The sequence below is a fragment of the Streptomyces sp. NPDC057424 genome, assembly GCF_042803315.1.
Classification (GTDB): domain Bacteria; phylum Actinomycetota; class Actinomycetes; order Streptomycetales; family Streptomycetaceae; genus Streptomyces.
Genome location: NZ_JBHVCP010000003.1, coordinates 110,629 through 126,090 on the forward strand (window position 1 = coordinate 110,629; position 15,462 = coordinate 126,090).

Consider the following 15,462-nt stretch of genomic DNA (forward strand, 5'->3'; position numbering starts at 1 on the left):
CGGCCGGCCGGGTCACGCCTCACGCAGGTCCTTGACCCGGCGGAGTTTGCCGAGGGAGCGTTCCAGCGTCTCCGGTTCGACGATCGTGACGTCGGCGGTGATGCCGATGCCGTCCTTGACGGCCCGGGCGATGGTCCCGGCCGCGGCTTCGCGTTGCTCGGGGCCGGAGCCGGGACGGGTCTCGACGCGCACGGTCATGTGGTCCAGGCGGCCGCGCCGGGTCAGCTGGATCTGGAAGTGGGGGGCGACGCCGGGCGTGCGCAGCACGATCTCCTCGATCTGGTTGGGGAAGACATTCACCCCGCGCAGGATGATCATGTCGTCGCAACGGCCGGTGATCTTCTGGATGCGGCGGAACGCGGGCCGGGCCGTGCCGGGCAGCAGCCGCGTCAGGTCGCGGGTGCGGTAGCGGACGACCGGCAGGGCCTCCTTGGTCAGGGACGTGAAGACCAGCTCGCCCTCCTCGCCCTCGGGCAGCACCTCACCCGTGACCGGGTCGACGACCTCGGGGTAGAAGTGGTCCTCCCACACGTGCAGCCCGTCCTTGGTCTCCACGCACTCCTGGGCGACCCCGGGACCGATCACCTCGGACAGGCCGTATATGTCGACGGCGTGGATGTCCGTCCGCTCCTCGATCTCGCGGCGCATCTCCTCCGTCCACGGCTCGGCACCGAAGATGCCGACCCGCAGGCCGCTTCCGCGCATGTCGATGCCCTGGCGCTCGAACTCGTCGAGCAGGGTGAGCATGTAGGACGGGGTGACCATGATGATCTCGGGCCGGAAGTCCTGGATGAGCTGCACCTGGCGCGCGGTCATGCCCCCGGAGGCAGGGATCACCAGACAGCCGGCGCGCTCCGCGCCGTAGTGCGCGCCGAGACCGCCGGTGAAGAGGCCGTACCCGTAGGAGATGTGCACCTTGTGGCCCGGGCGGCCCCCGGCGGCGCGGATCGAGCGGGCGACGAGGTCCGCCCACATCGACAGGTCGTTCTCCGTGTAGCCGACCACCGTGGGGCGGCCGGTGGTGCCGCTGGAGGCGTGCACGCGCCGCACCTGGTCCATGGGGACGGCGAACATGCCGAACGGGTACGTGTCCCTGAGATCGGCCTTCGTGGTGAAGGGGAAGCGGGCCAGGTCCCCGAGTGAGCGGCAGTCGTCCGGGGAGACGCCGGCCGCGTCGAACTTGTCGCGGTACGCGGCCACGTTCTCGTAGGCGTGCCGCAGGCTCCGGCGCAGCCGGTCGAGCTGGAGCTCCCGCAGTTGCTCGCGCGTCAGGCGCTCCCCGTCGTCGAGCAGGTCGTGGGGGAGGGGCTCGCCGCGCCGCTGCCCCGCCGGTTCCGGCGCCCGGGGTGCCGTCGTCTCGCTGGTCATTCAGGACTCCTCCGGCCTCGTGCTCCTGGTGCTCCGGCTGCGGCCCCGGAACTCCGCGATCATCTCGCCGCCCCGCCGGACACTCACGTCGTAGAGGCCGCTGCGCCCGTACCGGGTGCGTTCCCCGGCCCGCGCCACGAGCTCGTCGCCCTGGTACGCCGGGGCCACGCAGGTGAGGCCGGCGCCCGCCGCGACGGTCACCGGGCCGTGGCCGGCGGCGCAGGCGCTGCCGGCGAGCATCGCCTCAGCGGTCGGCGTCGCGTCGGCGGCAGGGGTCACGTCTCGCACCACCTCAGAAACCGACCGAACATTCGGTTATCCTCGGCGTTGCCAAATAATCAGCCGCCTCGATCGCTGTCAAGGGTCCCGGACTTGCCCAGGGGGTCTTACCAAGGCGCGCCGCCTTGTCCTACGATGGACCGAACGAATGGTCGGTTGGGAAGTGGGACGGATGGATACGACACGCTCCAGCCCCGCGGGGACGGACGGCGCCGAGCCGGTTCTCCAGCAGCACTTCGACGCGACGATCGCGCGGGACCAGCGGATCGAGCCGCGCGACTGGATGCCGGAGGGCTACCGGAAGACACTGATCCGCCAGATCGCGCAGCACGCGCACTCGGAGATCATCGGCATGCAGCCCGAGGGCGAGTGGATCACCCGTGCCCCGTCGCTGCGCCGCAAGGCCATTCTGTTCGCCAAGGTCCAGGACGAGGCCGGGCACGGGCTCTACCTGTACTCGGCGGCGGAAACCCTGGGCGCCGACCGCGCCGATCTGACCGGGCGGCTGATCGAGGGCCGCCAGAAGTACTCGTCGATCTTCAACTACCCGACGCCGAGCTTCGCGGACGTCGGGGTGATCGGCTGGTTCGTGGACGGCGCCGCGATCTGCAACCAGGTGCCGCTGTGCCGCTCGTCCTACGGGCCGTACGCGCGCGCGATGGTGCGGATCTGCAAGGAGGAGTCGTTCCACCAGCGGCAGGGCTACGAGCTGCTGATGACGATGATGCGCGGCACCGCCGCCCAGCGCGAGATGGTGCAGGACGCGGTGGACCGCTGGTGGTGGCCGTCGCTGATGATGTTCGGCCCGCCCGACGACGCCTCGCCCAACTCCGCGCAGTCCATGGCCTGGAAGATCAAGCGGCACAGCAACGACGAACTGCGGCAGCGCTTCGTCGACATGACCGTCCCGCAGGCCGAGAAGCTCGGCGTGACGCTCCCGGACCCGGAGCTGCGCTGGAACGAGGAGCGGGGTCACCACGACTTCGGCACGCCCGACTGGGACGAGCTGATGCGGGTCATCAAGGGCCACGGCCCGTGCAACGACCAGCGGATGGCACGGCGCCGCACGGCCCACGAGGAGGGCACCTGGGTGCGCGAGGCGGCCACCGCCCACGCCGCCAAGCAGGCGGCCCGCGAGCGGAAGGGAGCGGTGGCATGACCGCCGGCAAGCAGGACTGGCCGCTGTACGAGGTGTTCGTACGCGGCAAGCGCGGCCTGAACCACGTCCACGTGGGATCACTGCACGCCGCCGACGACCGCATGGCCCTCACCCACGCCCGCGACCTGTACACCCGGCGCAACGAGGGCGTCTCGATCTGGGTCGTGCGCTCGGAGCACATCGCCGCCTCCACCCGCGACGAGAAGGACCCGTTCTTCGAGCCCAGCGCCGACAAGGTCTACCGGCACCCGACCTTCTACGACATCCCCGGCGACGTCCCGCACATCTGAAGGAGAGGGCATGAGCGACGACCACGTCTACATGACCCTCGCCGAGGGACACGAGGACGACACCCGCTGGGCCTACGGCACCGGCTTCGAGGACCCCCTGCACGGCGTCGACACCACCGTGCCCGACGACGTGGACGCCGGTGAACTGGCCGCCCTCTGCGTCACCCTGGCCGACGACGCCCTGGTCTGCGCCCAGCGGCTCGCCGAGTGGACCACGCGCGCCCCCGAGCTGGAGGAGGAGGTCGCGCTGGCCAACATCGGGCTCGACCTGCTCGGTCAGGCCCGCCTGCTCTACTCCCGCGCCGGCCAGGCCGACGGCACCGGCCGCGACGAGGACGCCTTCGCCTACTTCCGCGACGCCGGCGACTTCCGCAACGTACGCCTGACCGAACTGCCCAACGGAGACTTCGCGTTCTCCATCGTGCGGCTGCTGGTGTTCGCCAGCTGGCGCCTCGCGCACTTCGAGCGGCTCACGGCCCACCGCGACCCGGTGCTCGCGGCGATCGCCGCGAAGGGCGTCAAGGAACTGGCGTACCACCGCCAGTACGCGGCCGAGTGGGCCGTGCGCCTCGGCGACGGCACCGAGGAATCGCACCGCCGGATCCGCAGGGCGCAGGAGCAGGTGGCGCCGTACCTGGGTGAGCTGTTCACGGCGTTCGACGTACGCGACGAGGTCGTCGCCGTGCTGCGCCAGGTCACCGAGGCGGCCGGGCTGCCCATGCCCGTCTACCGGCCGCTGCCCGGCTCGGGCCGCAGCGGGGAGCACACCGGGCATCTCGCCCCGCTGCTGGCCGAGTTGCAGGGCGTGGCCCGTGCCCACCCGGAGGCGACATGGTGACGACGGCCCTGGACGCGCGGCGGGCCCGGCACATCGCCGAGCAGGTCCCCGACCCCGAACTGCCCATGCTCACCCTGGCCGACCTCGGAGTGCTGCGCGAGGTGACCCTGGCCCCGGACGGCACGGTGGTCGCGAGCCTGACACCCACCTACTCGGGCTGCCCGGCGATGGCGGAGATGCGCGCAGGCGTGGCAGCCCGGCTGCGGGACGCCGGGTACGCGCGCGTGGAGATCCGCACGGTCCTCGACCCGCCCTGGAGCAGCGACTGGATCACCGCGGCCGGCCGCCGCAAGCTCGCCGAGCACGGCATCGCCCCGCCCGGCGCCGCGCCCGCGCGCGCCACCGGCCCGGTCCCGCTCGTGCTGTCGCCGGCCCGCCGCTCGGTGCCCTGCCCCCGCTGCGGTCACCCCGACACCGAGGAGACCTCCCGCTTCGGCGCCACGTCCTGCAAGTCCCTGTGGCGCTGCCTCGCCTGCCGCGAGCCGTTCGAGTACGTCAAGGAGATCTGATGGAGGACCTGATGGAGCCGGCCCCCGCCCCGGCGGTACGCCCGCGTGCCCGCCGACGTCCGGTCTTCCACCCCCTGCGGGTCGCCGCCGTGCAGCCGCTGTGCGAGGACGCGGCAGCCGTGAGCTTCGACATCCCGGCCGAGCTGGCCGAGGAGTTCACCTTCGCGCCCGGACAGTCGCTCACCCTGCGCCGCGACATCGACGGCCGGGACGAGCGCCGCTCCTACTCGATCTGCGCCCCCGCCGGCACGGCACCGCGCATCGGCGTCCGGGTGGTGCCGGGCGGCCTGTTCTCCTCCTGGCTGGTGCACGACGTGCGTCCCGGCGACGCCGTCGAGGTGATGGCGCCCACCGGTGCCTTCACGCCCGACCTCACCACCCACGGCCACCACGTCCTGATCGCCGCCGGCTCCGGCATCACCCCCATGGTCTCCATCGCCGAGTCCGTCCTGGCCGCCGACCCCCGTTCCCGTGTGACCCTCCTCTACGGCAACCGCCGCACCGGCACGGTGATGTTCGCCGACGAACTCGCCGACCTGAAGGACCTCTACCCCGCGCGGTTCCAGCTCGCCCACGTCCTGTCCCGCGAGCCCCGCGAGGCCGAAGTGCTCTCCGGCCGCCTCGACGCCGAGCGGCTCTCCGCCCTCGTCGACGCCCTGGTCGACGTGGAGTCCGCCGGCCACTGGTGGCTGTGCGGCCCGCACGGCATGGTCCGCGCCGCCGAACAGGTCCTCACCGGCCTGGGCGTACCCGCCGACCGCGTCCACCAGGAGCTCTTCTACGCCGACGACGAGCCCGTCCGCGAGGTCCACCACGCCGAGACCGGCCCCACCGGCCCGGTCAGCCAGGTCACCGTCACCCTCGACGGCCGCTCCACCACATCCCCCCTGCCCCGCGACCGCACCCTCCTCGAAGGCGCCCAGCAGACCCGCCCCGACCTGCCGTTCGCCTGCAAGGGCGGTGTCTGCGGCACCTGCCGTGCCCTGGTCACCGACGGCAAGGCGGACATGCGCCGCAACTTCGCCCTCGAACCGTCCGAGGTCGACGCCGGCTACGTCCTCACCTGCCAGTCCTTCCCGGTGTCCGAGGAGCTGACGGTGGACTTCGACACCTGATCCCCCGGGTGGTGCGCCAGCCTCCGGCCCCAGGCCTGGGCGGGCGCTTCGACGTACCGGTGGGTCAGCACGCACAGGGGCAACAGCACGGCGAGGAACGCCACTTCGTGCACGAGGCTGTCCTGCCGCCGTCGGCCCACGGTGCCGTCGATCGCCGCCAGCAGCACCGGATGCACCAGATAGACCGAGTAGCTGATCGTGCCGAGACCGGTCAGCGGCGCCGGTATGCGGCGGTGGCGCGACGCCGACGCGGCCGCGAAGGTGAGCACGGCCAGCAGGAAGGCCACGATCCAGCCCTGCCGGGTGAAGTGGTGGCCGTCGCCGTACCGGTAGGCACTGCCCACGGCACCCCCGACCACCAGGACGGCGGTGCCCGCCGCACACCGCCAGGTGATCAGGCCGTGTTCGGCACGGTGGACGGCCGTGCCGAGGAACATCACGGCGAGGATCACCAGGCCCTCCCACAGGGGGACCGTGCCGTTGAACACCACCAGGACGAGCGCCAGGGCTCCGCCCAGCACACCGCCGAACACCCGCAGTCCGGGTGACCCGGCGCTCGCACAGCAGAGGGCGCCCCCCATGCCGATCGACGCGCACGCGATCAGCGGGCCGGAGCCGACCGCACCCGACAGGGCGGAGACCGGCAGCCCGGCTCCTGCCGTGACGCTCACCGCCGCGAGCACGGCGAAGACGACGGCGACCGCCGCGGACCGCTGATGCTGCCGCACCGTGAAGAGCGCGACGACCAGCAGGTAGAAGCACATCTCGTACGACAGCGTCCACAGGACGAGCAGCAGATTCGGTGTCCCCAGCAACTCCTGGAGCATGACGGCGTGTGCGACGGCCACGGCGACCACGCTCTGCCCGTCGAAGCCCCGTACCTCGGCGAGACCGAGAAAGTCGATGACGAGGAGCACCGCTACGACAGCCGCCCACAGCGGGTAGATCCGGAAGGCCCGCCCGATCCAGAACGCCCGGACACAGCCCCCGCGTTCCAGCGACGCCGGGATGATGTAACCGCTCACCAGGAAGAACACCATGATGCCGTAGCGACTGGTGTTGAACTGCGGCATCAGCTCCCCACGCAATTCCGGCATGAAGGCGTGCGACGAGTGGTCGAACACCACGACGAGTGCCGCGAGTCCGCGCAGCGCGTCGAGCCGGCCCAGCCGCCCGCTCACCGTGTGCAGGGCTTGACCTCGTAGTGCTCGATCTCGTCCCTGGGAACCGGCTCGCCCCAGGAGTTCTCGATCACCAGCGTGCTGCCCCGGCGCAGGGTGACGGGCCAGGCACGGATGGGGTCGCCCTCGGCGGTGAGGACCATGGACTGGGGGATCTCCCACGAACTGCACACGTCCCCGGGAGCGAGCACGTCCACCCGGATGCCCCACGGGCGCACGCGTTCCGCGAGTTCCAGCTGGTCGTCGATGCCGAAGCCCTGTGTGCTGACGGTGAGTTCGACACTGCCGTCGCTGTGGCGTGCCACCGCGAACGCGCTGGGGTCGGCGGGCGAGCCGGGCACCACCACCGTGGCGGCCAGCGCCGCCGCGCAGGCCGCCACCATGGCGATGCGGACCGGGGCGAACCGGCGGCGCACCGGAGCCGTCGTCGTGCCGGTGTCCGCTCGGGACCCGGCCCCGCGCAGCTCGATCTCCTTCTTCAGCTCACCCAGCAGCCGGTCCTCGAACGTCGTCCTCGTGCTCATGCTTCCCCCCTCGCGACGTACACCAGCGATGCCTCCGCCGTCTGTGCGGTCCGGCAGTCCGTCTCCTCGCGCAGCGCCTTGCGCGCCCGGTGCAGCCGGACCCGGGCCGTGACCTGGCGGATGCCCAGGGCGGCCGCGGCCTCGGTGACCGTGAGTTGGTCGACCGCGACCAGTTCCATGACGGCCCGCTCGCCCTCCGGGAGCCTCGCCAGCGCGGCCAGGACGCGCCGCCCGGGGCTCTCCGCGTCGAGCTTGTCCTCGATGCGCACGATGTCGTCGGGTTCCAGCAGCCGCCGCCCGCGGATGCGCCGGTCGCGTTCGGTCTCCCGGGCGATCCGGCGGCGCTCCGACGACACGACGTTGCGCGCGATGCCGTACAGCCACGCCGTCTCGCTGCCGAGGTGCGGGCGGTAGGTGCCGGCCGAGTCGAGGACGGCGAGGAAGATCTCGGCCGTCAGGTCGGCCGCCGTGTGCGGGTCGTCCACCCGCCGGGCCACGAAGCGCAGCACCGCGTCGACATGGCGCCGGTAGAACTCCTCGAAGTGCCGCGGGTCACCGACCGCCGCAGCGGGCCCACCCCGTAACCGTTCCGCGTCGTCCACGAACATCCCCTTCTCGTCGACAGGTGCCTTGCACTCGTTCTTGGAACGGGGCGCGGAAAGCGTTACACGAGAGGCCGGTCCTCCCTGCCCTGGCCGGCGCGCAGAACCCGCAACACCGTGAGTGCCACGTGCAGTTCGGTACGGCGGTCGCCGGATTCGAGGTCGGTGCCGAGGAGACGCTCGATGGTGCGCAGGCGCTGGTACATGGTCTCCCTGGACAGGCCGCCGCGGCGGGCCGCCGTCGTCTTGTTGCCGGCGGCGTCGAGGAAGTGGCCCAGGGTCGCCAGCAGGTCGGTGCCGTGCCGGGTGTCGTGGTCGACGAGCCGGCTCAGCCGCCGTTCCGTGTAGTCCTGGATCCGGGTGTCCTCGCGCAGCGCGTACAGCAGCCGGCGCAGGTCGATGTCCGGCAGCTCGTGGAAGGAACGGCCCGCGGGCAGGGCCTGGCCGGGCGGGGTGGCCTCTATGACCCGGGCCGCCTCCCGGAAGGAGCGCGCGGTGTCGGCGAGGTCCGCCACCTCCGAACCGACGCCGACGATCGCCTCCGGGGCCAGCGTCAGCGCGGTGCGGCTCAGCCGTTCGGCCACGGGCCGCCAGGGCTGGGCAGGGCGCAGGGCCAGCAGGACGCCGACGCGGCCGGGGGACAGCTCGCCGACCAGGGCCGGGACCCCGGCCGACCTCAGCTCCCGGTGCAGCCGGGCCTCCGGTTCCGCGTCCTCCCCGCCGGGCCCCGGATCCACGAGGATCGCCAGGAAGACACCGGCCTCCGTGGGCAGGCCCAGCGCGGCGCAGCGGGCGCGGACGTCCTCGGCGGAGTGGTGGCGCTGCTCCGCCAGCTCCCGCAGGGCGTTGCGGTGGGCCGTGTGCTCCCACGGCGTGGAGTGGATGAGCCGGGCCACGGTCAGGGCCATCGCCGTCCGCTCCAGGACGGTCACGTGCTCGGGACCGAAGGCCGGCCCGTCGGCGGGCAGCATCGCCAGACGCCCCCAGCGTTCGCCCTGGTAGGAGACGGGCGCGGTGAGCCAGTTCTCCGGGCCGCCCACCTCGGTGCGGTCGCCGGGCTCGGCCGCCCGGGAGCGCCGCTCCCAGTCCCCGAGCGCCTCCTCCACCGTGCTCCCCGAGGGCTCGCAGATCAGCGCCTGGTGCACCAGGTTCTCCAGCACGACCGTCCGGCCGCTCATCTCCGCCGCCGCGCGCACCACGTCCTCCGGTCCCGCCCCGCGCAACGTCAGGGCCGTGAACGCCTCGTGGATCCGCTGGGTACGCCGCATCGCGTCGGCCTGGTTGCCGAGGATCAGCGCGTGCACGACCTGCGTGACCTCCAGGAAATTGACGTCCCGGGCGAGGGTGACCAGGGGGAGGCCCCGGGCCCGGCAGGCCTGCACGAGGGTGTCGGGCGGCCGGTGGTAGCGCCGTACGAGTTCGATGACCAGGGCGGCCGCCCCCACCTCGGTCAGTTCGTCGACGTACCGCCGGACCCCCGCGGCGTCCTCGGGCAGGGGCATGCCCGTGGTCAGGACCAACTCGCCGCCCTTGAGGAAGGAGGCCGGGTCCGTCAGTTCGGTGATGTGCACCCAGCGCACCGGCCGGTCCAGCTCGGACAGCCCCGTGACGACCTGGGGCTGTCCGGCGGCCAGCACCGGCAGGGCGAGGACGTCGGCGAGGGTGGGTGCGCGACCGGCCGGGGCCGCATCACGGCCGGCCGTCGGGGGGTGCTGGTTCACGGTGCCTCCCTGCGTGCCCGGTCACTCTGACAAGCGGGGCTGACCTGCGCAAGAGCTGTCCACGGGTGGGACAGGGGGTGCCTGGGGGGTCCGGCGGTTGACACAACGTCCGAACAACGGGTTCCGGCCGGACAGATCACGCGTTGTCGGCGGTCGCCGCGGCTTGGATGCTCGGACACCGGAGCTGAGCCAAGCAACCACACCTCGTCGTACGGCCGGGAGACACCATGACCGCACTGTCGCCGCACCTTCGCCAGGCCACGCCCGTCGTGGCGGCCCGGGGCGAGGGCGTCCACCTCTACGGTGAGGACGGCCGCCGCTACCTCGACTTCACCGCCGGTATCGGCGTCACCAGCACCGGGCACTGCCACCCCGAGGTCGTGGCGGCGGCGCAGGAGCAGGTGGGCACGCTGATCCACGGCCAGTACACGACCGTGATGCACCAGCCGCTGCGCCGCCTCGTCGACAAGCTGGGCGAGGTGCTGCCGGCCGGCCTGGACAGCCTGTTCTTCACCAACTCCGGCAGCGAGGCCGTCGAGTCGGCACTGCGGCTGGCCCGCCAGGCGACCGGCCGGCCGAACGTCATCGTCTGCCACGGCGGCTTCCACGGCCGTACGGTCGCCGCCGCCTCCATGACCACCTCCGGCATCCGCTTCCGGTCCGGGTTCTCGCCGCTGATGAGCGGCGTGGTCGTCACCCCGTTCCCGACGGCCTTCCGGTACGGCTGGGACGAGGAGACCGCCACCCGCTTCGCCCTGCAGGAGCTCGACTACACCCTCCAGACGATCTCGTCGCCCGCCGACACGGCCGCGATCATCGTCGAGCCGGTCCTCGGCGAGGGTGGCTACGTCCCCGCCAACCGCGCCTTCCTGGAAGGCCTGCGCGAGCGGGCGGACCGGCACGGCTTCCTCCTGATCCTCGACGAGGTGCAGACCGGCGTCGGCCGCACCGGCCGCTTCTGGGGCCACGACCACTTCGGCGTCACCCCCGACATCCTCGTCACCGCCAAGGGCCTGGCCAGCGGCTTCCCCCTCTCCGGCATCGCCGCCTCCGAGGAACTGATGACCAAGGCATGGCCCGGCTCGCAGGGCGGCACATACGGCGCCAACGCCGTCGCCTGCGCCGCCGCCTGCGCGACGCTGGACGTCGTACGCGACGAGAAGCTCGTGGAGAACGCCGAGGCGATGGGCAAGCGGCTCCGCCAGGGCCTGGAAGCCGTCGCCGACCGGACCCCGGGCATCGGCGACGTCCGCGGCCTCGGCCTCATGCTCGCCACCGAGTTCGTCACCGAGGACGGCAGCCCCGACCCGGAGACGGCCGCCCGCGTCCAGCGCGCCGCCATCGACGAGGGCCTGCTCCTGCTGCTGTGCGGCGCCTGGAACCAGGTCGTCCGCATGATCCCGGCGCTCGTGATCGACGAGACGGGCGTCGACGAGGGTCTCCAGGCCTGGACGAACGCCGTCGAGGCCGGAACCTCGGGAGCGTCGGGCCGATGACCACCGCCACCCGCGACCTGGCGGGTCTCACGGCCCGTATCGCCGAGCTCGCGCCCGGTCTGCGGGTGGAGACCGGCCCGGGGGCCACTGGCCCCTACGCCTACGACGCCTCCAACTACCGTGTGCCGCCGCGGGCGGTGGCCTTCCCCCGTTCCGCCGAGGATGTGGTCGGCGTGCTGCGGGCCTGCCGTGAGGCGGGGGTGCCGATCACGGCCCGGGGCGGCGGCACGAGCATGGCGGGCAACGCCGTCGGGCCGGGTGTGGTGCTGGACTTCTCCCGGTACATGAACCGGATCCTGGACATCGACGTCGAGGCGCGTACGGCGCGGGTCGAGGCGGGTGTCGTCCTGGACGCGCTGCGCAGTGCGACCGCGCTGCACGGGCTGGACTTCGGTCCGGACCCGTCGTCGCACAGCCGCTGCACCCTCGGCGGCATGATCGGCAATGACGCGTGCGGGAACCGGTCGGTGCGTGACGGGCGGACCAGCGGGCATGTCGAGGCGCTGGAGATCGTGACAGCCGACGGCGTGCGGGCCGTGGCCGATCACAGCGGACTGCATCCGGTGGACCCGGGTGACGCAGGGCCGGTCGCCCGGCTCGAATCCGGCCTCAAGCGGCTGGTCGATGAGAACCTGGCGGCGATCCGGACCGAGCTGGGGCGCATCCCGCGCCAGGTCTCGGGCTATCAACTGCACCACCTGCTGCCGGAGAACGGGTTCGACACGGCCCGCGCTCTGGTGGGCTCCGAGGGCACCTGTGCGGTCGTCACCGCCGCGACGGTCCGCCTGGTGGCGACCGCACAGGCATCCGCACTGCTCACGCTCGGCTACGAGGATGTCGTCGAGGCGGCCGAGGACGTGCCGCAGATCCTGCGCTTCTCACCCAGCGCCGTGGAGGGCATGGACGAGGCGATCGTCGCCACCATGCGGGCCCGTCGCGGGCCCGGCTCCGTGACCGGCCTGCCGGAAGGGCGGGCTTGGCTGTACGTCGAACTCGAAGGCGACGACCAGGCCGAGGTGTACGCCCGGGCCGCCGAGCTGCTCGACACGCTCAAGGCGCGGGGCCGGCTCACCGGTGGCCGGGTGGTCGAGAGCCCGGCGGAACGGCGCTCGCTGTGGCGGGTGCGTGAGGACGGGGCCGGACTGGCGGCTCGGCTGGTGGACGGCGGGGAGTCCTGGCCGGGCTGGGAGGATGCGGCCGTCGCCCCCGAGAACCTGGCTGCCTACCTGCGTGACTTCCGCAAGCTGCTCGCCGCCCACGAGCTGACCGGTGTGCTGTACGGGCACTTCGGCGCCGGTTGTGTTCATGTGCGGATCGACTTCGACATGGCCACCGGCAACGGCCGGGCCGTGATGCGCCGCTTCCTCACCGAGGCCGCCGCCCTGGTGGCCGAGCACGGCGGCACGCTGTCGGGTGAGCACGGTGACGGACGTGCCCGCAGCGAGCTGCTGGAGGTGATGTACAGCCACCGCATGATCGCCGCGTTCGCCGCGTTCAAGAAGGTGTTCGACCCCGACGGGCTCCTCAACCCCGGTGTCATCGTCGACCCTGCCCCGCTCGACGCCGACCTCGCGTTGCGCGCACTGCCGCTGGTGGAGACGTCGTTCGGCTTCCCGCACGACGAGGACGGTTTCGCGGGAGCGGTGCGCCGCTGCGTCGGTGTCGGCCGCTGCCGCAGCGACTCCGGCGGTGTCATGTGTCCGAGCTATCGGGCCACGGGTGAGGAGAACGACTCCACGCGCGGCCGGGCCCGCATGCTCCAGGACATGGTGCGCGGCGAGACCGTCACCGACGGCTGGCGCTCCACCGAGGTCCGCGACGCGCTGGACCTGTGCCTGTCCTGCAAGGCCTGCTCCAGCGACTGCCCGGTCGGTGTCGACATGGCCACCTACAAGGCCGAGTTCCTCCACCAGCACTACAAGGGCAGGCTTCGCCCCCGCTCCCACTACTCGCTCGGCTGGCTCCCCCTGACCTCGGCCCTGGCCGGATACGCCGCCCGCCCCCTCAACGCACTGCTGCGCGGACCTCTCGGCAAGCTCCTCGCGCTCCTGGGCGGGGTGACGACCAGACGCCGGATCCCGGCATTCGCCTCCCGGCGCACCCTGCGCAGGACCCTGCGCGCGGCGGAGCCCTCAGGTCCGGCGAAGGCGGTCCTCTTCGTCGACAGCTTCACCCGCGCCTTCCGGCCCCGGATCGCGGGAGCGGCCGGCCGCGTGCTCGCCGACGCCGGAATCCCCTGCACACCGCAGGACGGCCTGTGCTGTGGACTGACCTGGGTCAGCACCGGCCAGCTGGCCACGGCCCGCAGAGTCATGGCCCGCACGGTCGCCGCCCTGGACTCCGGTGACGACCGGCCCGTCATCGTGGCCGAACCCAGTTGCGCCGCCGCCCTCAAGCGCGATGTGCCCGAACTCCTCGGCACCGAGGCCGCCCGGCGCGTCGCCGCCCGCGTCCACACGTTCACCGGGGCACTGACCGACCTGGCCGACCAGGGCTGGACCCCGCCGCCGCTGCCCGAGAACGTCGTACTGCAGACCCACTGCCACGAGTACGCCACCTTCAAGGGCCGCCGCCCCGCCGACCTGCTGCGCCGCCTGGGCGTGCGCACGGTCGACGAGGCCGAGGGCTGCTGCGGACTCGCCGGCAACTTCGGCTTCGAAGCCCAGCACCACGACACCTCCATCGCCGTCGCCGATCTCGCCCTCACACCGCGCCTCGACGCACTCGACGGACGACCCGTCATCGCCGACGGCTTCAGCTGCGCCACCCAGATCGACCACCTCGCCGGTGACCGGGACGTCCGCGCCCTGCACCTCGCCGAACTCCTCGACCCCGCCGCCGATCAACCAGGAGAGACGACATGACCGAGGTCCTGACTCAGCTGTTCATCGGCGGTGCCTGGGTGGACGCCGCGGACGGTGCCACCATGCCCGTCGACGACCCCGCCACCGGCGAGCTCCTCTGCCACGTCGCCGACGCCGGCCCGAAGGACGCCCGGCTCGCCGAGGAGGCGGCCGTCCAGGCCCAGCAGGACTGGGCCCGCACCGCACCCCGGGCACGCAGCGAGATCCTGCGCCGCGCCTACGAGCTCATCCTGGAGCGCACCGACGAGCTCGCCCACCTGATGACGTCCGAGATGGGCAAGCCGCTGACCGAGGCCAGGGGAGAGGTGGCGTACGCCGCGGAGTTCTTCCGCTGGTTCTCCGAGGAGGCCGTCCGTATCGACGGCGGCTGCGGCACCCTGCCCGACGGCCGCAACCGCATGCTGCTCTCCCGCCGCCCGGTCGGCCCCTGCCTGCTGATCACGCCGTGGAACTTCCCGCTGGCCATGGGCACCCGCAAGATCGGCCCCGCGATCGCGGCGGGCTGCACGATGATCCTCAAGCCCGCCCCGCAGACTCCCCTGTCCAGCCTCGCGCTGGCCGGGATCCTCACAGAGGCGGGCCTGCCGGACGGTGTGCTGAACGTCGTCACCACCTCCCGCGCCGGCGAGGTGTGCGAGCCGCTGCTGCGCGGCGGCCGGATCCGCAAGCTGTCCTTCACCGGCTCCACCGCCGTCGGCCGGCTGCTCCTCGCGCAGTGCGCCGACACCGTCGTCCGCACCTCGATGGAGCTGGGCGGGAACGCGCCGTTCATCGTCTTCGACGACGCCGATCTGGACACGGCCGTGGACGGGGCGATGGTCGCCAAGATGCGGAACATGGGCGAGGCCTGCACGGCGGCGAACCGCTTCTTCGTGCACCGGTCGGTGGCGGACGAGTTCGGCCGGCGGCTCGCCGAGCGGATGGGCGCCCTGGTGGTGGGCCCCGGCACCCGCAACGGCGTCGACGTCGGCCCGCTGATCGACAGCACCGGACGCGCCAAGGTGGAGGAGCTGGTCGCCGAGGCGGTGGAGCGCGGCGCCCAGGTGCTCGTCGGAGGCCGCACGCCGGAAGGGCCCGGCTTCTTCTACCCGCCGACCGTGCTGGCCGGCGTCGACCCCGGCAGCCGTCTGATGGACACGGAGATCTTCGGCCCGGTCGCGGCGATCCTCACCTTCGACGACGAGGACGAGGTCCTGCGCCGCGCCAACGACACGCCCTGGGGCCTCGTCGGCTACGTCTTCACCCAGGGACTGGGCCGCGGCCTGCGCGTCAGTGAGGGCCTGGAGGTGGGCATGGTCGGGCTGAACACCGGTCTCGTCTCGAACCCGGCGGCTCCCTTCGGCGGGGTCAAGCAGTCCGGACTGGGGCGCGAGGGCGGCCGGGTGGGTATCGACGAGTTCCTGGAGTACCAGTACGTGGCCGTACCCGTGCGATGAGGCCGGGACCTGTGCCGCGACAAGGAGGCCGCATGAAGATATGAATTGGTCTTCATGTGTTCCTGTATGGTGAGGGGTGC

At 72.5% G+C, this 15,462-nt stretch carries 13 protein-coding genes and 1 pseudogene; 8 read left to right on the forward strand and 6 right to left on the reverse strand.

Annotation, left to right across the window (positions count from 1 at the left end; all coding sequences use genetic code 11):
- Positions 1–12: 12 nt before the first annotated feature.
- On the reverse strand, positions 13–1,368 hold the full coding sequence (gene paaK, locus ACFU3E_RS04355; protein ID WP_384151808.1) for a phenylacetate--CoA ligase PaaK: 1,356 nt from the start codon (positions 1,366–1,368) through the stop codon (positions 13–15).
- Positions 1,369–1,593 (reverse strand): annotated as a pseudogene (locus tag ACFU3E_RS04360) (phenylacetic acid degradation protein PaaD); the annotation flags it as partial. It lies immediately after the preceding gene.
- A 226-nt stretch (positions 1,594–1,819) separates the two neighbouring features.
- Between ACFU3E_RS04360 and paaA the strand changes: the two are divergent.
- Genes paaA through paaE form a run of 5 tightly spaced genes read left to right on the forward strand, consistent with a single transcriptional unit; the run spans position 1,820 to position 5,558 of the window.
- On the forward strand, positions 1,820–2,806 hold the full coding sequence (paaA, locus tag ACFU3E_RS04365) for a 1,2-phenylacetyl-CoA epoxidase subunit PaaA (protein WP_384151811.1): 987 nt from the start codon (positions 1,820–1,822) through the stop codon (positions 2,804–2,806).
- Positions 2,803–3,096 carry a 1,2-phenylacetyl-CoA epoxidase subunit PaaB gene (gene paaB, locus ACFU3E_RS04370; protein WP_384151814.1) on the forward strand — a complete coding sequence of 98 codons (294 nt, stop codon included), beginning with the start codon at positions 2,803–2,805 and terminating at the stop codon, positions 3,094–3,096. Before paaA ends, paaB begins: the two co-directional genes overlap by 4 nt.
- 10 nt (positions 3,097–3,106) lie before the next feature.
- Entirely contained in the window at positions 3,107–3,934 is an 828-nt protein-coding gene (gene paaC, locus ACFU3E_RS04375; protein WP_384151817.1) for a 1,2-phenylacetyl-CoA epoxidase subunit PaaC, read from the forward strand.
- Positions 3,928–4,443, forward strand: a complete 516-nt coding sequence (gene paaD / locus ACFU3E_RS04380; protein ID WP_384151820.1) for a 1,2-phenylacetyl-CoA epoxidase subunit PaaD — start codon at positions 3,928–3,930, stop codon at positions 4,441–4,443. Before paaC ends, paaD begins: the two co-directional genes overlap by 7 nt.
- A complete protein-coding gene (gene paaE, locus ACFU3E_RS04385) occupies positions 4,443–5,558 on the forward strand; it encodes a 1,2-phenylacetyl-CoA epoxidase subunit PaaE (protein ID WP_384151823.1) in 1,116 nt (371 codons plus the stop codon). The genes paaD and paaE overlap by 1 nt, the downstream gene beginning before the upstream one ends.
- On the opposite strand, the gene ACFU3E_RS04390 is transcribed toward paaE, so the two are convergent.
- From ACFU3E_RS04390 to ACFU3E_RS04405, 4 genes are read right to left on the reverse strand one after another with little or no spacing between them, the layout of a single operon-like run.
- On the reverse strand, positions 5,495–6,739 hold the full coding sequence (locus ACFU3E_RS04390) for an acyltransferase family protein (RefSeq protein ID WP_384151826.1): 1,245 nt from the start codon (positions 6,737–6,739) through the stop codon (positions 5,495–5,497). The genes paaE and ACFU3E_RS04390 overlap by 64 nt on opposite strands.
- A complete protein-coding gene (locus ACFU3E_RS04395) occupies positions 6,736–7,263 on the reverse strand; it encodes a hypothetical protein (RefSeq protein WP_384152266.1) in 528 nt (175 codons plus the stop codon). The genes ACFU3E_RS04390 and ACFU3E_RS04395 overlap by 4 nt, the downstream gene beginning before the upstream one ends.
- Positions 7,260–7,871: an RNA polymerase sigma factor gene (locus tag ACFU3E_RS04400; protein ID WP_384151829.1), complete on the reverse strand. Its 612-nt coding sequence runs from the start codon at positions 7,869–7,871 to the stop codon at positions 7,260–7,262. Before ACFU3E_RS04400 ends, ACFU3E_RS04395 begins: the two co-directional genes overlap by 4 nt.
- Before the next feature lie 56 nt (positions 7,872–7,927).
- On the reverse strand, positions 7,928–9,586 hold the full coding sequence (locus ACFU3E_RS04405; RefSeq protein ID WP_384151832.1) for a PucR family transcriptional regulator: 1,659 nt from the start codon (positions 9,584–9,586) through the stop codon (positions 7,928–7,930).
- Between the two features lie 227 nt (positions 9,587–9,813).
- Here ACFU3E_RS04405 and ACFU3E_RS04410 point away from each other — a divergent pair, with 227 nt between their 5' ends.
- The 3 genes from ACFU3E_RS04410 to ACFU3E_RS04420 are packed head-to-tail and all read left to right on the forward strand — an operon-like array spanning position 9,814 to position 15,382.
- Complete coding sequence (locus ACFU3E_RS04410) at positions 9,814–11,082, forward strand: aspartate aminotransferase family protein (protein WP_384151835.1); 1,269 nt, start codon at positions 9,814–9,816, stop codon at positions 11,080–11,082.
- Complete coding sequence (locus ACFU3E_RS04415) at positions 11,079–13,946, forward strand: FAD-binding and (Fe-S)-binding domain-containing protein (protein ID WP_384151838.1); 2,868 nt, start codon at positions 11,079–11,081, stop codon at positions 13,944–13,946. The genes ACFU3E_RS04410 and ACFU3E_RS04415 overlap by 4 nt, the downstream gene beginning before the upstream one ends.
- Positions 13,943–15,382: an NAD-dependent succinate-semialdehyde dehydrogenase gene (locus ACFU3E_RS04420; RefSeq protein ID WP_384151841.1), complete on the forward strand. Its 1,440-nt coding sequence runs from the start codon at positions 13,943–13,945 to the stop codon at positions 15,380–15,382. Before ACFU3E_RS04415 ends, ACFU3E_RS04420 begins: the two co-directional genes overlap by 4 nt.
- The last annotated feature ends 80 nt before the right edge of the window (positions 15,383–15,462 follow it).